Source organism: Ktedonobacterales bacterium, from assembly GCA_036557285.1.
Classification (GTDB): domain Bacteria; phylum Chloroflexota; class Ktedonobacteria; order Ktedonobacterales; family DATBGS01; genus DATBHW01.
In genome coordinates this window covers 1-20,160 of the sequence record DATBHW010000047.1, presented here as the reverse complement: position 1 = coordinate 20,160, position 20,160 = coordinate 1, and the positions used below count along the sequence as shown (strand labels likewise).

At 62.4% G+C, this 20,160-nt stretch carries 20 protein-coding genes; 8 read left to right on the top strand and 12 right to left on the bottom strand.

The features are described 5' to 3' along the window. Window positions 1-276: 276 nt before the first annotated feature. The 6 genes from VH599_14150 to VH599_14125 all read right to left on the bottom strand — a co-directional run bounded on the left by VH599_14150 (window position 277) and on the right by VH599_14125 (window position 5,044). Entirely contained in the window at window positions 277-678 is a 402-nt protein-coding gene (locus tag VH599_14150) for a DUF4332 domain-containing protein (GenBank protein HEY7349453.1), read from the bottom strand. A 57-nt stretch (window positions 679-735) separates the two neighbouring features. Then, complete coding sequence (locus VH599_14145) at window positions 736-963, bottom strand: hypothetical protein (protein ID HEY7349452.1); 228 nt, start codon at window positions 961-963, stop codon at window positions 736-738. A 143-nt stretch (window positions 964-1,106) separates the two neighbouring features. Then, on the bottom strand, window positions 1,107-1,541 hold the full coding sequence (locus VH599_14140; protein ID HEY7349451.1) for a hypothetical protein: 435 nt from the start codon (window positions 1,539-1,541) through the stop codon (window positions 1,107-1,109). 116 nt (window positions 1,542-1,657) lie between these two features. Continuing rightward, window positions 1,658-2,407 carry an RNA methyltransferase gene (locus tag VH599_14135; protein HEY7349450.1) on the bottom strand — a complete coding sequence of 250 codons (750 nt, stop codon included), beginning with the start codon at window positions 2,405-2,407 and terminating at the stop codon, window positions 1,658-1,660. Between the two features lie 397 nt (window positions 2,408-2,804). Further along, window positions 2,805-3,539 carry a hypothetical protein gene (locus tag VH599_14130; protein HEY7349449.1) on the bottom strand — a complete coding sequence of 245 codons (735 nt, stop codon included), beginning with the start codon at window positions 3,537-3,539 and terminating at the stop codon, window positions 2,805-2,807. Between the two features lie 32 nt (window positions 3,540-3,571). Next, window positions 3,572-5,044, bottom strand: a complete 1,473-nt coding sequence (locus tag VH599_14125) for an amidase (GenBank protein ID HEY7349448.1) — start codon at window positions 5,042-5,044, stop codon at window positions 3,572-3,574. Between the two features lie 388 nt (window positions 5,045-5,432). Here VH599_14125 and VH599_14120 point away from each other — a divergent pair, with 388 nt between their 5' ends. Both VH599_14120 and VH599_14115 read left to right on the top strand, forming a co-directional pair. Further along, complete coding sequence (locus VH599_14120) at window positions 5,433-7,172, top strand: PQQ-binding-like beta-propeller repeat protein (GenBank protein HEY7349447.1); 1,740 nt, start codon at window positions 5,433-5,435, stop codon at window positions 7,170-7,172. 332 nt (window positions 7,173-7,504) lie between these two features. Beyond that, window positions 7,505-8,854, top strand: a complete 1,350-nt coding sequence (locus VH599_14115; GenBank protein HEY7349446.1) for a tetratricopeptide repeat protein — start codon at window positions 7,505-7,507, stop codon at window positions 8,852-8,854. A 27-nt stretch (window positions 8,855-8,881) separates the two neighbouring features. On the opposite strand, the gene VH599_14110 is transcribed toward VH599_14115, so the two are convergent. Then, window positions 8,882-9,532 carry a class I SAM-dependent methyltransferase gene (locus tag VH599_14110; protein HEY7349445.1) on the bottom strand — a complete coding sequence of 217 codons (651 nt, stop codon included), beginning with the start codon at window positions 9,530-9,532 and terminating at the stop codon, window positions 8,882-8,884. A gap of 121 nt (window positions 9,533-9,653) precedes the next feature. Between VH599_14110 and VH599_14105 the strand changes: the two genes are divergently transcribed. Both VH599_14105 and VH599_14100 read left to right on the top strand, forming a co-directional pair. Continuing rightward, window positions 9,654-10,679 (top strand): hypothetical protein, encoded by a 1,026-nt coding sequence (locus tag VH599_14105; GenBank protein ID HEY7349444.1) that lies wholly within the window; start codon window positions 9,654-9,656, stop codon window positions 10,677-10,679. A gap of 111 nt (window positions 10,680-10,790) precedes the next feature. Then, entirely contained in the window at window positions 10,791-11,594 is an 804-nt protein-coding gene (locus tag VH599_14100) for an alpha/beta hydrolase (GenBank protein ID HEY7349443.1), read from the top strand. On the opposite strand, the gene VH599_14095 is transcribed toward VH599_14100, so the two are convergent. Next, window positions 11,591-12,595: an ATP-binding cassette domain-containing protein gene (locus tag VH599_14095; protein ID HEY7349442.1), complete on the bottom strand. Its 1,005-nt coding sequence runs from the start codon at window positions 12,593-12,595 to the stop codon at window positions 11,591-11,593. The two genes, VH599_14100 and VH599_14095, sit on opposite strands and share 4 nt — an antisense overlap. Window positions 12,596-12,904: 309 nt before the next feature. Between VH599_14095 and VH599_14090 the strand changes: the two genes are divergently transcribed. Both VH599_14090 and VH599_14085 read left to right on the top strand, forming a co-directional pair. After that, on the top strand, window positions 12,905-13,792 hold the full coding sequence (locus VH599_14090; protein HEY7349441.1) for an ABC transporter ATP-binding protein: 888 nt from the start codon (window positions 12,905-12,907) through the stop codon (window positions 13,790-13,792). Between the two features lie 27 nt (window positions 13,793-13,819). Continuing rightward, on the top strand, window positions 13,820-14,941 hold the full coding sequence (locus tag VH599_14085) for an ABC transporter permease (GenBank protein ID HEY7349440.1): 1,122 nt from the start codon (window positions 13,820-13,822) through the stop codon (window positions 14,939-14,941). Here VH599_14085 and VH599_14080 read toward each other — a convergent pair. Together VH599_14080 and VH599_14075 are read right to left on the bottom strand one after the other, a co-directional pair. After that, window positions 14,928-15,254 (bottom strand): hypothetical protein, encoded by a 327-nt coding sequence (locus VH599_14080; protein HEY7349439.1) that lies wholly within the window; start codon window positions 15,252-15,254, stop codon window positions 14,928-14,930. The genes VH599_14085 and VH599_14080 overlap by 14 nt on opposite strands. 106 nt (window positions 15,255-15,360) lie before the next feature. Beyond that, window positions 15,361-15,831, bottom strand: coding sequence for a MaoC family dehydratase (locus VH599_14075; protein ID HEY7349438.1), 471 nt, complete (start codon window positions 15,829-15,831; stop codon window positions 15,361-15,363). Between the two features lie 432 nt (window positions 15,832-16,263). Between VH599_14075 and VH599_14070 the strand changes: the two genes are divergently transcribed. After that, window positions 16,264-16,827, top strand: coding sequence for a GNAT family N-acetyltransferase (locus tag VH599_14070; GenBank protein HEY7349437.1), 564 nt, complete (start codon window positions 16,264-16,266; stop codon window positions 16,825-16,827). 2 nt (window positions 16,828-16,829) lie between these two features. Here VH599_14070 and VH599_14065 read toward each other — a convergent pair whose 3' ends face one another. Both VH599_14065 and VH599_14060 read right to left on the bottom strand, forming a co-directional pair. Beyond that, window positions 16,830-17,819 carry a hypothetical protein gene (locus VH599_14065; GenBank protein ID HEY7349436.1) on the bottom strand — a complete coding sequence of 330 codons (990 nt, stop codon included), beginning with the start codon at window positions 17,817-17,819 and terminating at the stop codon, window positions 16,830-16,832. Window positions 17,820-17,838: 19 nt separating this feature from the next. Further along, complete coding sequence (locus tag VH599_14060) at window positions 17,839-18,354, bottom strand: GNAT family N-acetyltransferase (GenBank protein ID HEY7349435.1); 516 nt, start codon at window positions 18,352-18,354, stop codon at window positions 17,839-17,841. A gap of 472 nt (window positions 18,355-18,826) precedes the next feature. Here VH599_14060 and VH599_14055 point away from each other — a divergent pair, with 472 nt between their 5' ends. Next, entirely contained in the window at window positions 18,827-19,927 is a 1,101-nt protein-coding gene (locus tag VH599_14055) for a serine/threonine-protein kinase (GenBank protein HEY7349434.1), read from the top strand. The last annotated feature ends 233 nt before the right edge of the window (window positions 19,928-20,160 follow it).

Below are 20,160 nucleotides of genomic sequence, written 5' to 3'. Positions count from 1 at the left end.
GGGTGGTACCTGTAGCGCCGCCATCCTGGCGGCTCAACGCTGGCCTGCCGGTCCGTTAGCCTGGAGGACGAACGCTCGCCCTGGCGAATCGCTAGCCGCCTGGAAGGCGGCGCTACAAGTAAGACGCCCCGCCTGCTAACACTTCAGGTTGGGTGGAACCGGCGAGACAAAGCTGTGGCGGGTGAGCACTTTGCAAGCCACTGCACAAGTGATCAGGCCACCATCGGGGAGAACGCCCGACGGCAGCCTGATCGCTGACGAACATGCAGGGGGAGATTACGCATGCTGCGCGTAAGCCGACGACTCCGTAATCCACTCTTCCACTTGCGCCAGAGTTGGCGCGTGGTGCGTGATATGTTTGCTGTCGTTGATCTCCTTCAGCTTCGCCTGGAGTTTGTCGGATTTGCGGTGCTGAAGTTCTTTGCAGGAATCCACGCCGCTCTCCTCAAGCAGATTCGCCATTTCCTTGCCAACCCCTTTCAACCGCATGAGGTCGGCGCGGTTGATCCACTCGGTCAGTTGGTTTGGGTTGACATTCAACTGCTTTGCCAGCGCGGCGCGCTGCAGGGGAGTGCTGGTTGCGTTCAGCAAATCTTCGACGGTGTGAATCTTTCCCTGCTCTAACCTGGCCTGAATGCCAGGGTCAAGGTCTTTAATCTCGCTTATTTTGTGTGCCATACCATCTCCTCTCGGCCATTGCTGGCGATGGTTGCTGCAAACACTGCTGAGATGCGTTTAGGGCCGGTCTCCTCCGAACATGCCGCCAATGTCCTGATGGGGTTGGCCGCCCATGCTTTGCTGGCCGCCTGGCGTCCCCTGCTGGCTGACGAAGTTATCCAACTGGGAGGCCATTGGTCCGGGCAGCTTCTGCTTCAAGAAGCCTATAACGACCTGGACGGTCTGCTGCGCCTGCTGCTGTGAGATGCCGACCCGCTGGGTGATCTGGTTAATCAGTTCATTCATTGGTGGTGTTTTCCCTTTCTACAGAGCGCAAAGGCTCTTTGCTCGACTGCGCCTGACGAAGCCGTGAAGGCGCACGCCCGAGAAGGCGGCAAGTTCTATGCCATCGTTGTGAAAACCTGGGCAATGGACAGGCGGGCGCGTCGTCAGCTCACGGCTGCTGTGCCGCTCTCCGGGGGAGGGCGTTCCGGCCTGGGCTGCTCTCTGGCCTGCTGCGCGGCTCGTTCGAGCGCGAGATCGTGCCTGGTGTCCAGGTAGTAGTAGATGGCGAAAAAGGCGGCGAGCAGCATCTGCGGGCTTGCCAGCAGCGCCCACCAGTTGACGACGAAAAAGAACCCGATGCCCGCGATGATCAGCAGAATCGCGCCAAGCGGGAGGCTGACTCTGAACAAGACGAAACACGCCCCCATAAAGCCCAGGATGGCACAGCCCAGGCCGAGCCAGCCATGCGAAGCGTCGGGGTGAAGACCTACGAGATCCTGGAACCGCGTGGAGATGGAGTAGAAGGTGTTGATCCCCAGGGCTGCTGCTGCGCCAATCACACCAAGCGCCCAGACGATGAGACGGTAGACGAGTTGCATCACTATGCTCCTTGCCAGGGTACGTGTGAGCGTCTCTCCGCTTCTCGCTATGTGGGCGCGGCAAGTTATAGGCCAGCATCGCCCAGGGCTTGCGCACCCTTCATATGCCATGCATCCTACCCCCTTGCCCGCTCCTGGCGGCGCTGGCGCATGATCTCGAAGGCGATGATTGACGTGGCGGCGGCGGCGCCCAGGGAGTGCGCATCGGTTCGCGTATAGGGGATGGAGAGATGCAGGTCTGCGCGCTCCACAAATGAACGGGTGATGCCGCGTTTTTCCCCACCGATCAGTAAGAAGAGCGGGACCGAAAGGTCGGCAGTATAGAGAGACGCCGCGTTGTTATGATGGGTAGCGCAGGCGATGAGCAGGCCGCGTTGGCGGAAAAAGGCGGCGGCTTCGTGCGGCGTCCTGGCAAGGGCGGTAGGGATAAGTTCTGAGGCTCCAGCCGACGCCCTGGCGACGATTCCCGCCGAAGTCCAGTTGCGCGGGCGCACGACCAGCCCATCAGCGCCCGCCGCGTACAAGGACCGGATGGCTGCCCCGAAGTTAAACGGGTCTTCCACACCATCCACCATGACGATGAACGGCGCGCCCTGCTTCCCCAATAATTCCTCCAGCGCGAGCATTCTTCTTGGCCCGGCCAGGGCAATGATACCTCCGTGACTCCTGCCGGTGGCATACGCCTCAATCCTATCGTTGCCAACCAGTTGTATCTTGACTCCGGCGGCTCTGGCGAGCGATGCCAGCGACTGGAGCGCCTCGTCGGCCACGTTTCTTTGCGCGTAGATGATCTGAATGGGGCGATTGCCCGACCTGAGCGCGGCGCTGACCGAGATATGTCCTTCGAGGATTACCTGCTCTCCCATATGTCTCCATCCTTCGCTGTTCTCAAATGGAGTACTCGCGGACACGAAGAGGCCGTCTGGTGCGCCAGACAGCCTCGCGGTGTCAGAGAAGAGGGATGGGAACAGGTAAAAAAAAGCCGTGAGCGTCTGGCCTCCTTACGGCCATCTTTGCCCACGGCTGATCTTCTTACTCTCGCATCTGCGATGTCTTAGCTTGAGGAAGCCCTCCTGAAAATGGGCAGAGTATGGCCCTGGTGATCAGGAGCAATTTTCCCAAGCTTCTGCGCGCAAAAGCGGCAGCTTTGCTGAAGCCGCTCGACAAGGGCGCTCGCCATACTCACAGACATCGTTGCTTTCCTCGATGGGTAGTTGTTTATCGCCCTCCAACTCTACCATGCCGCTGCGGCGCGTGTCAAGGCTAGCCGAAGAGGTACTTGAAGAACTTTTCGCCCACCTTTTGTTCTTCGACTTCCAGGTTATTCGCTTCTTCGCGGGCGAACTTCACCGCTTCTTGCAGCCGCTCCACGCGCTCCAGCAGTTCGTTGACGCGCTGAGCGGGCAGCGCGCCGGAAAACTTGACGGTGCGCCAGAAGCCGACGGTCACGTCCTCATAATACACTTCGACCTGGGCCGGATGCTTTTCGGTGGCTTCGGCCTTCACATGGTTGCGCGGCACCTTTTTGGTGCGCAGCGTCTGCACCGGCTCGGTGGCCCAGCAGTCGGCGGAAGCGTCGAACGTCCACGACTCGGCAGCATCCAGTACGGGCAGCTTCTTGATGAAGGTATGCAGATCGGTCAATTGCTTTTCCAGAAAGAGCAGATAGGTGGCCGGAACCTGGCTTATCAAGGTCTGCCCATCAACGACCACATCCGCTTTGGCCTTGCAGTTGGCCCAGTCTTTGGTGGCGGTGGCGTCAAAGAGTTTGGTCATCACGTCCACCGTCTGGCGGATGATGTCCTGGGCTTTCACCTGCACTTTGGTGGATTCGGGCGGAAGCTGCTCACCTTCCTCATCTTTTGGCCTATAGGTTCGTGAGATGCCCGACAGCAGCGTCTGCTTTTGCAACTGGTGGTGCGCTTCGGTCAGGTCTTGAAATGACCGGCTCTTGATGCCCTTTTCAACGGCGATAATCTGATTCAGTTTGGGAGCCATAGGTGAACGACCCTCACTTCTATGAAAAGAACTTATTCGCTATAGCCTGGTGGCGGCGTGAAACCGCCGAAGGCTTTTTCCAGCAGCGCGGCAAAGGCGATGGGCGTGCGGTCTTCCAGATAGGGGCCGATAGCCTGCAAGCCAATGGGCAGGCCGCCTCTGGTGCGCCCGCAGGGAAAAGCCGTCGCAGGATGCCCGATGAGCGTTGCCACGCCTGGATAGACCTGCATGCGCTGGTAGGAGACCGTTTCCCCGTTGATCGTCAGCGTGCGCGCCGGGAACGAGAGGTCGGGATCAACGTGCGCGAAGGCGGGCGTGATCGTCACGGGTGTCAGCAGCACGTCCCAGTCGCGGAAGAAGGCGCGGAACTGGGCGCGCTCGCGCTCGCGGCGTTGCAGCAGGCGCAGGAACTGCGGCGTGGTGGCCGTCAGGCCGAGAAGCTGCGCCTGGGCGAACGGGTCCGCCGAGCGTTCCAGCCCCGCCGCGATCTGCGGGCGCGCCTCATCGGGTACGTCGGAGAAGATATACAGGCTCAGCAGCGCGGCATAGGTTTCTTCGTGCTTGCGCAGATCGTAGCCCTCCGGCTGCGCCTCGCCAACCTTTGCGCCCAGACGGCTGAGCCGCGAGACCAGGTCATCCAGCGCCGCGCCGATCTCCCCATCCACCGGCAACCAGTCGGCGCGCGGCAAGACAGCCACGCGAAAATCGGCCAGCGAGGTATGCCGCGCCGGGGGCAGTTCCAGCCGCCAGGCTACATCCTCGCCGATGACGGGGCCAGCAATCACATCGAGCGCCAGTTCCAGGTCGGCGGCGCTGCGCGCCAGCGGCCCCTGCACCGCCATTACCAGCGCCGGATTCGGAATGGGCGAGCCGGGGATATGCCCATTGCGCGGGACGGCGCTGTCGCTGGGCCGGTGGCCGTAGAGGCCGCAGAAGGCAGCAGGCACGCGAATGGAGCCGCCGATGTCGCTGCCAAACTCCAGTGGGGTCAGGCCAGCGGCCAGGGCCGCCGCGCCGCCGCCAGTGCTGCCGCCGGGGCTGCGGCTCAAGTCCCAGGGGTTATTGGTGCGCCCAAAGATGGGATTGTTCGCCTGCCAGTCGCCCGCATAGGGTGGCACGTTGGTCTTGCCGATCAGCACCGCGCCAGCGTCCAGCACGCGCCGGGCTACCGGCCCGCTCTCTTTGGAGACGTTTTCGGCAAACTCCCGCGCGCCCGCTGTGGTGCGCAGGCCCGCGACCTCGATACAGTCTTTGATGGTCAGCGGCAGCCCATGCAGCGGCCCCAGCCACTGCCCGCGCTCGTAGGCTGCGTCGGCCTGGGCCGCCTGCCGCCGCGCCTGCTCCTCGTTGGGGATGACGATGGCGTTGAGCGTCGGATTGTGGCGCGCGATGCGCGTCAGGTGCTGCTCCAGCAGTTCTGTCGCGGAAATCTGGCGCACTTCCAGCGCGTCAAGCATGGCCCGCGCAGAGGCAAAGGGGTCAAGCTGTGCTGTGTGATGAGGCATCGGTGTCTTGTTCCTCTCTTCTGATGCGCGTCGGCGCGCTTACAGACCAGGCATGCGCGCCAGGCTATTATAGCACAGTGGGGCTGGCGGCACACCAGTTCTCCCAAACATGAGGTGTTGGCAAGCGAGAGGTGTTACTAGTACCGCCGCCATCCTGGCGGCTGGGGGGCTGCGGGGGTGTGGTACCTGTAGCGCCGCCTTCCAGGCGGCTCAACGCTGGCCTGCTGGTCCGGTGGCCTGGAGGGCGAACGCGCGCCCTGGCGAATCGCTAGCCGCCAGGATGGCGGCGCTACAAGTGACGCCCGAAAACCCTCAGAGAAGATTTCTCTCCCTATGCCGTATATTAGGTGTAGTCTATGGTAGAGTTGTCAATGGCATGGAGGACACCATGAAGCCTGATGAAGATCAAGAAGCAACGCTTCCGCCCGAAGAAGAACCGGCTGGCTCTGCTTCGGGAATCCCTGCGCCTGATGAAGATCAAGAAGCGACGCTTCCATCCGAAGAAGCCGCCGCGTCTGGCTCTGCTTCCGACAGCCCATCTGCGCCGCTGACGGCGAGGCGGTTCCGGGGTCCATCGCGCCGCCTCTTTTCCTGGGGGGGTGCGATTGCCGCTGTACTGGTGGTGGCGTTGATTACGACGACGCTGATTATCAGCCATCAATCTCCTGCTGGCCCGGTGGTCCAGAGGCATGCGACCCCGACGCCGACCCCCAGGCCGCTGCCTGTGCTGAGCGTCTATGGGTTCACCCGGCAGGTCAGCCCCCCGCCAGGCGGTTTTGAGCTTGATGGGCCGCCCATACAGGGATTCGCCAGCGCGCCCAGGCCACAGTACAAGGGCAGGGTCTTTGCGCTCAACGCGGCAGACGGAACGGTGCGCTGGCAATATACGATTCCAGACGGCGCTGGAACGTCGCAGGTGGTGGCGGATACGGTGTTCTATGTTGGCGCAAGCGATGGCAATATCTTTGCGTTTGATACGAGGGATGGCACGCTGCTCTGGGTCGTCAAGCTGCTTCAATACTCTACGGTTGAGCAGGTGGCGGATGGTATTGTCTATGCTTCGTCTACGGGCAAGTCAGCGCAGGGTTTTTACGCGCTGGATGCCAGGAGCGGCAAGCAGCTCTGGCAGTTTACGAAGAAAGCCAGCTTTGATCTGGTCGCGGATGGCGCCGTCTATCTCAGTTCTGGCGGCTTCGACTTCGGCTTTGCGCCCTTTCCTGGCACGATTCCGGCGCTGGCCGCCAATGTGAGCGCGCGCGGCGAAGCCGCGTCGTCGCCCGGAACGGTCTACGCGCTGGACGCCAGGACTGGCGCGGAACGCTGGCATTTCCAGCATCAGGGCAGCCTTTCGGCCTGGCGCGTGGGCGACGGCCAGGTCTATGTGACCGGATACCAGATACCGAACTCCACAAGCGTTTTCATCGTCTCTCAAAACTTTACCCTGTATGTTCTGGATGCCAGCACCGGCAAGCTGCACTGGTTCTATCCCAAGAAGCCTTCGAGCAAGTTATCGCCGGTAGGGGTGGAGAACGGCCTGGTGTATCTGTTCTCCAACAATGAACTCGTCCCTTTCACCAGCCCGCAGCAAGTGTCAAGCCCCGATACCCTCTCTGCTTTGAGCGCCAGCGATGGCTCAGTCAAGTGGCATACACAGATACAAGCCGGGCCGATTCGGCTGCCCATTGGGGAGAAAATTAGTATCTCCCTGGGCGGGGATGCTGCCGCGCTCAGCGGCGGGGTAATCTATGTGGGCAACTTTATTGATCCCTTCGCCGCGTACAACGCCAGCACTGGCGCGCGCCTCTGGAGGAATACAGAGCTACAGAACCCCAGTCTCCAGATGGCGGCGGATGGGGTGGTTTATGTGGGTGAGCAAGTCTCGGTGAAGCGGGTGGGCCTGTACGCGCTGAAAGCCAGTACCGGCAAGGCGCTGTGGAAGTCACTTGGTAAGCGGCTCTCTATAGATGGGGTTGTGAATGGCGTGGTCTATGTCAGTTCAGATGATGTAGGGCCGCCCGTCACGCCCAGGTCGAACGACAACGTTGTCTCTGCCCGCGACGCCAGCACTGGCGCGGTGCGCTGGACGTACACGCTGGGGAAGGAGACGGCGACTATTCTCGTTCGGTAAATGGGTGTTCTCCCTGTAGCGCCGCCTTCCAGGCGGCCAGCCACTTGTAGCGCCGCCTTCCAGGCGGCTCAACGTTGGCCCGCCGCTACGCTGGCCTGGCGGGCGCACGCTCGCCCTGGCGAATCGCTAGCCGCCTGGAAGGCGGCGCTACCAGTGGGTACCGCTACAGGCGGGTTTGCGTACTCCGTGAAAAGTATAAAGAATATGAACCGCCGGTTTGCACATCGCCCCGAAGCGAGTTTCGGCCAGATCCAAATAGGCGTACCGCTCGTTGTAAGTAGCAGAGTATCTTTGCGGAGAGCGCAGGGCGGCGCTCCCAAAGGGGGATATGTATGAGCGCAAAAGCCGTTGACCGCTGGCTGAATCAGGGTCTGCAACTCCTGGCGGATGAACGCTATGAGGAAGCGTTGGATGTCTTCGAGCGGGCGCTGAAGGAGACGCCCGATCACTATGAACTCTGGACGGGCAAAGGCGTGGCCCTCGCCAATCTCCAACGGCCTGAAGAGGCGCTGGCGGCGTATGATCGCGCGCTGGCCCTGGATGACAACTTTGTGTTTGCCTGGAACAGCAAAAGCCAGGCGCTGGTGGAGATGGGGCGCTTTGCTGAAGCCCTTGATTGTTCGGAGCGCGCGCTGGCCCTGGACACCGAGTTTGCGATTGCCTGGAACAACAAGGGCAGCGCCTTGATGGGGCTGCAACGCTACGACGAGGCGCTGGCGGCGTTCGAGCGGGCGCTGGCGCTCGACCCGGAGCTGGCGCTGTGTTGGAGTAACAAGGGCATGGCGCTGGAGCAGCTTCAGCGTTACGAGGAGGCGTTGGAAGCTTGCGAACGTGCGCTGGCGCTGGACGGGTCTCACCGCCTGGCCTGGCGTCATACCATTGATATGCTGCTCGTCCTTCAGCGTTACGAGGAGGCGTTGGAAGCCTGCGAGCGGGCGCTGGCGCTGAATCCGCCGCTGACCTTTGCCCCTGGTCGCAAAGCGATAGCGTTGTGGGGCTTGCAGCGCGCTGAGGAGGCGCTGGCCGCCGCTGAGCGCGCCTGTGAACAGGAGCCAGCCGATGTAAACGGTTGGCTTGCCAGGGCATTTGCGCTTACGAAGCTGCAACGCCCTGAAGAGGCGCTGGCCGCCTATGAGCAGAGCTTGCAACTGGTTCCCACGCTGCCTGAAGGTCACGCGGGCCAGGGGATTACCCTGCTGGCGCTGGACCGCCCCGAAGAGGCGCTGGCCGCCGCTGAAGAGGCGCTGCGCCTGGATCCCATGAAGGCGGGCGGCTATACGGTGAAAGGTCTGGCCCTGGTTGCGCTGGATCGTTACGAGGAGGCGCTGGCCGTCTGCGAGCAGGCGATTACCTATGACGCGGCTGGCGGCGACGCCTGGCGCGGGAAGGGTGACGCGCTGAAGGGGCTGGCGCGCCCTGAAGAGGCGCTGGCCGCTTACGAGCAGGCGCTGGCGCTCAGGCCGGATGATAAGCTGGCGTATTTCAAGCAGGGCGAGACGCTGGCGAGTCTGGCGCGCTACGAAGAGGCGCTGGCCGCCTACGAGCAGGCGATTCAGTGCGACCCTGCCTGGGGCATAGTCTGGCTGGAAAAAGGCAATGCGCTCCAGGCGCTGGGGCGCGCGGCTGAGGCCGACCAGGCGTACCAGAAAGTGACGGACCTGCTGGGCGTCTGGGAGTCATAGCGGCTCGACAACAGCGCCGGACGCTGCTTATGGGCGCTCGGCCTGGATGATGATGCCAGGCTGCAAACCGCCCCATATGCGGCGCACGCTGGTAATCCGAAAGCCAGCCTCGGCTACCGCCTTCGCGGTATCGCGGTTCCAGTGGCAGCCGCCAGACAAAAGCTTCGTGAACGGCGTCAGCATATCCTGAACGCGCGCGGTCACGGCCCCTTCGGCGCGTACATGCTCCATAAGCAGCAGCGCGCCGCCTGGCTTGAGGACGCGCTTGATTTCGGCGAGGCTGCGCTGCGGGTCGCTGACAGAGCAAAAGACCAGCGTTGCCAGGGCGCTGTCGAAGGTTTCATCGGCAAAGGGCAACGCTTCGGCGGGGGCTTGGGTCAGGGTGATGGGGACAGGCGCGCGCTGGCGGCTCTGTTCCGCGTAGCGCAGCATCGTTGCGTCAGGCTCAATCGCTTCGACGCGCTCCACCTGCCCCGGCGGATACAGGGCAAAGTTCAGCCCGGACCCGACGCCGATCTCCAGCGTCACGCCCCGCGCCAGCCCGGCCACTTCACTGCGCATTGGCTCCAGGTATCGCCGCGCCGGACCTGTGCTGGCATACCAGCGAAAGAACCTGCTAAAGAACGGGTGATGAACCGAAGGGATTGTGTTATGATCGCTGGCGCGTGCTTCAGACATATCCAGCCTTCGCTTTCTCTATGGTGTGCTCGGACTCCTGGCGCCTCCATTGTCGCACAACGAGCTAAGGCTCTGAAACGGCCCTGACTTCCACCACACAGGAGGTGTTGGCGGGCGTGGCGTGTTACCTGTAGCGCCGCCTTCCAGGCGGCTGGACGCTGGCCTGCTGGTCCGCTGGCCTGGAGGGCGAACGCCACTTGTAGCGCCGCCTTCCAGGCGGCTCAACGTTGGCTCGCCGCTACGCTGGCCTGGCGGGCGAGCGTTCGCCCTGGCGCAGCGATGGCCGCCAGGAAGGGACGCGCGAGCGACCAACGGGAGCGAGAGTGCCGAGGCCCAGCCGAGGCAAGCGGCCCTTCCCGAAGGGGGCGGCGCTACAAGTAAAACGCTCCTCTTCACGCGGATTCGGTATTATACGACTTCTGCTCTTGTTGTCGCGGGCGAAAAGACTCCGCGAGGTCTCTCTTCCCTGCTTGACGGTTGCATGCTGCCCGGCTACAATAGCCAGGCAGACCCAGGCGCGCGAACGGAGGTGTCCTCGATGATCGGTCCAGAGGCAATCGTGAATCAGGTCTGGCAGGGGATCGTACCTGCCGACTGGAGGATCGTTCGCGGCAAGCGGCGCTCGGCCTTCGCTGCTGGCGTCAGTGCCGCCGCAGTGACATTTGCTGGTATGGCGCTGTTCACGATGCTGATCGGCGTATTTGCTTCTGGCCCAGGGAAGATTGCCGGGTATCCCGCGCTGATCGTTGTGGGAGTCGCTGTGGCGGCGCTCGCCTTGCTGGCGGGCATCGTTGTCACCGTGACCGCTGCCATCAGAAACGCCGGAGACCCGGACCCGCTGATTGTGCTGCTTTCCAACGGCTTTGTGGAATATGTGAGTCGGCACAAACCCATCATCGGCATTCTTTACGCTGAGCTTGCGACGGTCGATCTGAGGATACGCGGCCAGACGCAGACCTGGAGAAATCAGGCTGCCGGCCAGTATCAAAGCGCGGCTCGCAAGAAGGTCTGGCTCGATCTGCTCTATCACGACGGACAGAGGGAACGCTGGACGCCGCGAGCGAACTTTGGCCCGCGCCTCGCCATTTGCCAGGCGATCAGCAAGGCGCACGCGCTGTACGATGTCCTCTACGGGAGCGGGCGTTAGCCGACTTGCCAAAGAAGCGATAAGAGCGTATCATCTGCCCACCGCCGCCGCTGGAGTGGCTTCTTTTCGTATCGTCCTGCACAGCAACTATTCTACACAAGGAGACTTCTCATGGCACACGCGCAACTGACCGATTTCCGCATGCACTACCTGGAGCAGGGAACTGGTACGGAAACCATCGTCTTTGTACATGGCTTCATCAGTACCCACCGCTGGTGGCTGCCAACGCTGGAGCGGCTGTCTCCGCGCTTCCATGCTTACACACTTGATCTGCGCGCCTGCGGAGACTCCGAGCAGATCGAGACGGGCCATACGCTGGCGCAGTATGCCGATGACCTCCACGAGTTTGTGAAGCAGATGGGCTTGCAGCATTTTACGCTGGTGGGCCATTCGATGGGCGGCGGCGTTGCTATGCAGTATGCCACGCGGCATCAAGACCGACTGAAGGCGCTGGTGTTGGTCGATCCGCTCGCGCCCTTTGGCATGCAGTTTCCGGCAGACATTATCGCCATGATTAACGCCCAGCAAGGCAACCGCGAAGGGCTGCGCCCACTTGTGCTGGCCGCGTTCGCCACGCCGCCCACCAGCACGTACCTGGAGCAGCTTATAGACGACGCCGCCCGCTGGAATGAGGCCATCTATCTGGGCACAATGGATGACATGGCGCGCTTCAACGTTTCGGCGCGCCTGCCAGAGATCACTGTTCCCACCCTCGTTACCTGGGGCGACAAGGATACGGTGGTCCCCTTTGCCGGTGTCGCGGAGGTCTTTACCAACGTCCCTCGCTGCGCGCTGGAGGTCTGGCATGGGGTAGGCCATTCGGGGCCGATTGAGATTCCAGATCGCTTCGCGGGGCTGCTCACCGGGTTCATTGAAGAGGTCAATGCAGCCGCAGAGCAAGCGAGCGAGGCTTAATATCCGAGCAGTTCCTGAAGTTCTTTTTCGGATTGTTTGCTCAGGGGGACAAGCGTTTCCTGCTTGTCGTCCAATTGCAGGGTATAGCTGTTGCGGGTGTATTGGATGACGGACTTGATGTGTTGCAGGTTGACGAGATAGGCGCGGTGGGCCTTGAAGAAGCCACGACCAACCAGGCGGTTTTCCAGTTCCTGGAGCGTCAGGTTGGTCGTGGCTTCTTCATTGGCGGTGCGCAGGATCGTTTTGCCGTCGCGGCTGGTGGCATAGAGCAGATCGCCAGGGTCATAGAGGACGATGCGGTCATCTTTGCGGGCCGGTACTTTGTAGGGGATGAGGCGCTCAGGCGCGGCTGGTCCGTGTTCCGCTTCGATCTGGTAGCTGTTGGTGGCGCGCCCGCCTTCCAGTTCGACTATACGGGTGCAGCACTTTCCGGCCCAGGAGAGGTCTTCGTCGGTCAGGACCACCATCGCGCCATCGCTGGCTGCCTGGGTAATTAATCGGGCGAAGAGTGCCTGGGTATCCAGGTCCACGCGCAGCGTAGGCTGATCAAGCAGTAAGATGGCGGGTTGTGCCAGCAAGGCGCGCGCAAAGGCGAGGCGGCGCTGCGCGGGGGATGGGAGCTTGTTTGCCCTGGTCTTCATCTGGTCGCTCAGCCCAACCAGGGCCAGCGCCTCTCTGGCGCGGCTGCCTGGCAGGCCGTGTAACTGGCAGTAGGTTTCCAGATTGGTTTGCGCGGAAAGGCGCTCGTAGAGCAGGTCTTCCTCAAAGAGCAGGCCCATCCGCGCCCGCAGCGCCGGGGCGTGGTGAATATCCTGCCCATCGAAGATGACGCTGCCGCCGCTGGGGACGACGATGCCAGAGAGCAGGCGGATGAGCAGCGTTTTGCCACTGCCCACCGGGCCGATGACGCCCAGGACTTCGCCCGGCGCGACATCAAGCTGCTCGATAGAAAGCACAGTGCGTTGTTCGATGATCTTTTCCAGCCGCCGTACCTGCAACATTGCCGGAACCTCATATAGCATAGGGAGCCAGCGGTTTCAGCAGAACGTGAGTGTGCCTGCCATGCCAGGGGTATTGTAGCACAGGGCTACCCATCATATGGCTGTGTTTCCGCCGCGCCGTTCAGCCGCGATTTTGCTCCATTCGGCGCAGTGGCCGTTCAGTGACTCCCCGATTTGCGCCTCTTGACCCGCTCCTGGCTCCACTCAGCCGATTTTTGTAGAAAGCCGCTGTTTCCGATGTTAGAGTTGAGATGAGAACAACACAGGGCGCTCATCGTTCTGTGGAGCTTGAATAAAGAGAGGATGCTTATGGATACACCTGATGTGATGATCGAGGCCAACGACCTGCGCCGCAGCTTTGGCGCGAATGAGGCGGTAGCAGGCATCAGTTTCAGCGTCCGGCGCGGCGAAATCTTTGGGCTGCTCGGCCCCAACGGCGCGGGTAAGACAACGATGATTCGCCTGCTGACCGGGCAGATCGACCCTCACGGCGGCAGCGCCCGCGTGGCGGGCTGCGATGTCATCAAAGAGCGCGCCCGGTTGAAAGAGCGCATCGGCGTGGTTTTCGAGGAGCAGAATCTGTACGAGCGGCTGTCGGCGCGGCTCAACCTGGAGTTCGCCTGCTGGCTCTATGGCGTGCAGACCAATCGGGTAGACGAGGTGCTGAATCTGGTACACTTGCGCGATAGGGCCAGAGAGCCAGTGCGCACGTTTTCCAATGGCATGAAGCAGCGGCTGATGATTGCACGCGCACTGCTGCATCGGCCCCAGGTGCTGTTTCTGGATGAGCCGAGCCGGGGGCTGGACCCCATCTCGGCGCGCGAGGTGCGCGAGACGGTGGCGCAGCTTTGCCAGGAAGGGACAACGATTCTGCTGACGACGCATCTGATGGAAGAGGCCGATCAGCTTTGCCAGCAGGTGGCCTTCATCGTCAATGGGCGTCTGGTCGCCAACGACACGCCGCGCACGCTGAAGCTGACGCATGGGCAGCGCGCGCTGGTGGTGACGCTGGATGATGGGCAGCCGGGCGAGCGTGGGGGCGATTCGCTGAACGAGGTGACGCTGAGCATGGATAACCCCGCCGACCAGGCCCGGCTGGCGGGGTGGATGGCGGCGGGCCGGGTGCGGGCGGTGCATTCGCGCGAGGCGACGCTGGAGGAAGTTTTTATTGAAGTCGCGGGCGTGCGCCCGGCATAGTCCTGGTTCTCTAGAGGAGTACGTATCATGCGCCTACGAATCATTCGCGCCATTGCGCGCAAAGACGCGCTGGACCTGCTCTTGAATAAGCAAAGCCTGTTCACGCTGCTGTCACCCATCATGTTGGCCGTCCTGTTTCTGGTGTTTGGGATTTTGCTGGGCACCAGCACGACCGAGATTCTGGTCTATGACCCTGGCTATCAGCCAAACCGGGGCGTAGAGCAGGTATTGACCGGGGCTTTTTCCAATTCTCACATCACGCAGGCCAGTTCGGCGCAGCAGGTGGCCGATGCTTTTGGGGCCAACGGCGCTAAGAAGAAAGCGTCGTATGCGGTGGGATTGGTCGTGCCACCTGACTTTGAGGCCAGCCTGCGCGCAGAGCAGCGGCCCGCGCTGCACCTCTATCTCAACGGGGATGATATTAACAACCAGCAGAGCCAACTGTTGCAGAGCGCGCTTGCCAATTACAGCCGCGCGGTGGTCAGTCCAGCGCCAATTACCCTGAGCGCCAGCACGATCAATCCGCCCAGCACACATAGTATTGCCGACTTTCTGGTGGGGTTTTATGCGCTGGCGTCCCTGCTTTCTTCTTTCTTCGTTGGGATGGCTGTCGTGCCAGGATTGATCATTGAGGAGAAAGAGAAGAAGACGCTGCGCATGCTGATGGTCTCTCCGGCCTCCTGGGTGGACGTGATTTCGGCCAAGCTGCTGGTGGCGCTCGGCTATCAACTGCTGCTGTCGCTTATTGCGCTGGGGATTGCCAGGGGATTTATGGGGCAGATACCGCTGCTGCTGGTCTTTGTGCTGCTGGGTTCGCTCTTCAGCGTCGCGCTGGGCGCGCTGGCTGGCTGCATCTTCAAATCGCAAGGCGCGTTGGGCGGCTTCAGCGGCATTGCGATGATTCTCTTTATTGTACCCATTTTTTTCTCAGATCAGATCGAGTTGGTGGGGAACAATCTGGTATCACAGATGATCAAGGTCTTGCCAACCTACTGGCTGGGGGAGGGAATTGCAAGGGCGCTGCGGAGTCAGACCACGCTGGAAAGCATTCTGCTGGATGCTGGCATCGTGGTCGGCAGCACGCTGCTGATCTTCCTGCTGTCAGTCTGGGGGCTGCGCCGCCAGGCCAGCGTGGTCAGCACGATTTAATACCAGAGCGGCGCCGCCAGGGACGGCGGCGGTACAGGCAGAGGCTGAGGACTGTACTTGTAGCGCCGCCTTCCAGGCGGCAGGGGGGCTGCGGGGGCGTGGTACCTGTAGCGCCGCCATCCTGGCGGCCAGCCGTCCGCCAGGGCGAGCGTTCGCCCTCCAGGCCATCGTACCAGCGGCCAGCGGCCAGCCGCCTGGAGGGACGCACGAGCGACCAACGGGAGCGAGAGTGCGGAAACCCAGTTTCCGCAAGCGGCAGAGACGCGCGAGCGAGGCGCAGCCGAGCGAGCATGGCCGCGCCCAGCGCGGTCAAGCGGCTCTGGCGAAGCCCTTCCCGAAGGGGTGGCGGCGCTACAAGTGGCCCCCTGATAGGTGGTGGAACCGTACACGTGGCAGGCGGTCAGCCGCCAGGGGCGCTGCTAGGCCAGGTAGAGCCGCACGATAGATTCGGCGGCGCAGCCGGGCTTGGATTCGCCCTCAATCTCCACCGTCTGCTCGTAAATCAACTGGAGAATCTGCGGCGCGACTTCCTCGACGCTTTGCAGTTTGGAATGCAGGCGGATGCGCTTGCCCACGTGCACAGGCGCCGGAAAGCGCACGCGATTCAGCCCGTAGTTGACGCCCATGCGCAGCGGCAACTGCATCCGCACGCCTTCGCCGCCCTGCCCCAGCGAAACGATCAACGAGAGGGTGAAGAAGCCATGCGCGATGGTTCCGCCAAAAGGCGTTTGCGCAGCGCGCTCAGGGTCAACGTGGATAAATTGATGATCGCCGGTGGCGTCGGCAAAAGCGTTGACGCGCTCCTGTGTGACTTCGTACCAGGGGCCGAGGTTGACTTCCTGGCCGACCAGTGCTTTGAGTTCTTCGACTGTGCTGATAGCAGCGCCCATACCTCTGTACCTCTTTCCTGTACTGGTTCAACTGCCGCCGCAGAGCGTTTGCCCTGCCAGGCTTGTGCTTTACATCTGCGCGTATTGTAGCAAGTGGGGCGTTCGCTGGCAAACAGCCCGCTGGCGATTCATGTATTTTTACTTGTAGCGCCGCCTGGAAGGCGGCTCGACGTTGGACCGCCGGAACGTTCGCGCTGGAGGACGGACGTTGGCACTGGCGCAGCGGCTGGCCGCCGAGACGGCGGCGCTACGGGCGGCGGTACAAGTAAGTCTGATTCTAAGAGCGCCTCACACACCCTCCGCACGAGCAGGGGCGGGGGTGTAGCGCCGTCCTTCCAGGCGGCAGGGGCGGGGGTGTAGCGCCGTCCTTCCAGGCGGCAGGGGTGGGGCCAACCGTCGGTTTTGTGAGGCATTCCAAGGAGAAGCGAAGTTATGAATATGCGGATTCTTGATCTTCAACCCGATGATGAGCCGACCATTCGGCAGGTGGCGGCGCTGCTGGTGGCGGGATTTGCGACCCATGCGCCGGAAGCCTGGCCCACCCTGGAAGCGGCGCTGGAAGAGGTGCGCGAGTCGTTTGGCAAGGGGCGCATCAGCCGCGTCGCTGTTGATGCGCGCGGCGCGGCTATCGGCTGGATTGGCGGTATCAGCCGGTACAGGGGAAGGGTCTGGGAACTGCATCCTCTGGTAGTCGCGGGCGCGCTTCAGGGGCAGGGCATCGGGCGCGCCCTGGTGGCGGATTTTGAGACGCAGGTGCGGGCGCGCGGCGGGCTGACGATTACGCTGGGAACCGATGATGAGGCTGATCGAACGACGCTCTCCGGCGTCAACCTGTATCCGAACGTCTGGGAGCATATCGCGCGCATCCAGAATCCGGGCCATCATCCCTACGAGTTCTATCAAAAGCAGGGCTACGTGATCGTGGGTGTGGTACCCGATGCCGACGGCCTGGGCAAGCCAGATATTCTGATGGCGAAGTCGGTTGCCAGGCAGTAGCGTTATGCCTCAGCCTCTGGCGCTGGCTGCGGGAGAGGCGCGCTGTGGTCGGCGCGCTGATCGCCCATTTGCCGCTGGGCGCGCTCCAACAGCCCACGCATGGAGAGCAGAACGACGGCATAGACGAGCAGCGCGCCATTGTAGATGAAGCCGCCGGGATGCGCCGACGAGTAGGTCTGGAGCAGCCACTGGCAGATTACCAGAATAAAGAGGGCGAAGATTTCTAGCTCCAGCAGCATCCCCACCAGGCGCGCGCGGAACCTGATGCTGGCGCGCGCGACCAGCGGTGGATCGTCTGTCGGGCGCAGGGGAAGCTGCGCCAGGCGGCGCGTGAACCATTCCCCCAGCAGGCAGATCAGCAGCATCAGGCCAGGAAAGACCGCCAGGGTCCAGAGTTCCGCCTGGGTGAACTGCTGAAGGAAAAGCAGATCGAGGCCGCCAACCAGCGCGACATTGATCAACAGGAGCGCGCCAGGCAGCAGAGCGACCTGACGAACGCGGTACTCGGCCAGGCGAGGGGGCGCCTGCGCTGGCGCGGTTTGCCGGGCAGACGCCGCGCCAACCCTGGGCGCTCCGATGAGCAGGCCCAGGATGGCCCCGCAGCACATGCCAAAGGCATAGCCTTGCAGGAGCAGCGTCACCGCCTGGATGGTCGGCGGCGTGATCTGGCCGGACTGCGCGCTGGCGCTGAGCAGCGCCAGGACGACGAGCATTGCGCCAGCGGCGAACAGTATGCCCACGCCCATGCCGATGCGGCTCCAGGCAGTGATGCCCTGCCAACTGCGCAAGAGGGAGGCGGCGGGCGCGCTGACGCCCTGCCCAGGGGACAGGACGCCCCAGGCGACAAGTTCCTGGCGGAGCGGCGCTCGCGCGCTCTCGCTGAGGCGCTGTTGTCGCTGTTTGTTGATGCCCCCGACGATATACACCAGGCTTTGCCCGACGAGCAGCGCCAGGACGGCCAGCGTCAAGGGATCGCGGAATATGTGCTGCATAGGATGGGTCCGGCACGAGCTACGAGGAAGATTGCAGGTCTTTGCGCATCCAGACGAAGGTGGGATGGTCGTAGCCCGCGTGCTGCGCGTACTCGATGATCTGATAGCCCAGGCGCTGATAGAAGCGGATGTTTTCGGGAGCTTGCAGGCGCACCCCAAACTGGACGGCGGGCAGCCCAAGGATGCGCGCGTGGTCATCGGCCCAATGCATCAGCGCCGAGGCAATGCCCTGGCGGCGATAGGGGGGCGGGACGGCCACGCGCCCGACGTACAGATGGGCGCGCTGCGGATGGATGGACCAGCGCAGCGCGCCTGCTGGCTTGCCATCCACAAAGGCCAGGGTGACGCCGTGATCGGGCTGAAAGGCGCTTCCCACCAGAGTTTCCAGGGTCTCTTTGAGCGCGCCGCTGGGCGGGTCCAGCCGATCAAGAAACTGCTCGAAGGCAGCGCGGGTAATGGCAAGGATGGTCAGCGCGTCATCAACCGTCGCGGGGCGCAGGGTGATCTCCAGGTTGGTTGGTTCGCTGGTTTCCATTGGCTCCCTCCTCTCCCCCGTATTCTACCAGAGTGAGCGGCCCTGCGCCAGCGCAGCGTGTTACTTGTAGCGCCGCCATCTTGGCGGCCAACGCTGCGCCAGCGCGAGCGTGCGCCCTCCAGGCCAGCGGACCAGCAGGCCAACGTTGAGCCGCCAGGAGGGACGCGCGAGCGACCAACGGGAGCGGGAGGACGGGGCAACAGCCGAGGCCCTGCGCCAGCGCAGCGTGTTACTTGTAGCGCCGCCTTCCAGGCGGCCAACGCTGCGCCAGCGCGAGCGTGCGCCCTCCAGGCCAGCGGACCAGCAGGCCAACGTTGGCCGCCAAGATGGCGGCGCTACAAGTGGCGCCCATTGTAACCCTTGCAAGTACCACTTGACGAACACTTGCTTTAAGAGTACACTCTTTGGGGACAATCAGGCAGAGCGGGAACAATCAGGCATACCCAGGCCACCAGAGGAAGGGAGACTTGGTATGACTCATCTCGATGGTCAGCGAATGGGGAACTATCGGCTGGTCCGTTTGTTAGGGCAAGGCGGCTTTGCCCAGGTCTATCTAGGCGAACACTTATATGTCCCGCGCAGACAAGCTGCTATCAAAGTGCTGAGCGAACGATATAGTGATGTTGAGCTTGAACGCTTCTGTAACGAGGTCAGCACGATTTTCCACCTGGTTCACCCATTGATTGTGCGCGTGCTGGATTTTGGGGTCGAAGGGCGCACGCCCTTTCTGGTTATGGACTATGCTTCCAACGGGACGCTGCGTCAGCGCCACGTGGAAGGGACGCAAGCGCCGCTGGAGGCTATCTTGCGCTATGTGAAGCAGGTTGCCGAGGCATTGCAGTATGCCCACGAGGCCAGAGTCATTCATCGAGACATCAAGCCGGAGAACTTGCTGGTGGGGGATAGCCAGCAAATCTTGCTGAGTGATTTTGGTATCGCCGTCAGATCCCATCGTTCCGTCTCGCGGACACCACAGAGGATCAGCGGCACCGCGCGCTACATGGCTCCAGAACAGTGTGAGGGGAGAGCGTGCCAGGAGAGCGATCAATATTCGCTGGCGGTGGTGGTCTATGAATGGCTCAGCGGCGAACCGCCCTTTCCAGGGGATGATCCGTTCAGCGTCGCTCTCCAGCATATTCAGGCTCCACCGCCGCCTTTACGGGACAGGGTTCCGACGCTGGCTCCAGAGGTGGAGCGGGCCGTTCTGCGGGCGCTGGAGAAAAATCCGCACGCGCGCTTTCCCAGCGTGCAGGCGTTTGCTGCCGCGCTGGAAGAGGCTATCCTGCCGCCAAGGCTGCCTGCCGCAGTGCCAGCCCTGGCCGAACCTCCCCCACCAGATACCCCGCCTCCCGCCCCTCGACCGCTTACTCAACCGCCAGCTCAACTGCCGCCTCATCCAAGACCCCGGCGCGAAGGGTCCATCCTGGGGAAAGGCTCGCTGCGCTATTTCATGGGAGGCGCGCTGGTGATGCTGATCGGCATCGTTGCGCTGGCTCAGGGCGACCCGCTTGTCGGCGGGTTTGCGCTGCTCATCGGGTGTATCATCTGCATCGGCGCTTTCCTGGTTTCTTGAAAGCCCCGCTGCCGCGTGTACCGCCGTCCCTGGCGGCCAACGATTCGCCAGAGCGAGCGTCCGCCCTCCATTGCCACGTTCCAGCAGCCCAGCGTTGAGCCGCCTGGAAGGCGGCGCTACAAGTGACACATCTTGCCTGCCAACACCCCATGTGTATTGGAATTACTTTTGTCTACACCCCTTGACAGGTCGAATGAGAGACGGTATACTACTTTCATCGCTTCCCTGTGTTG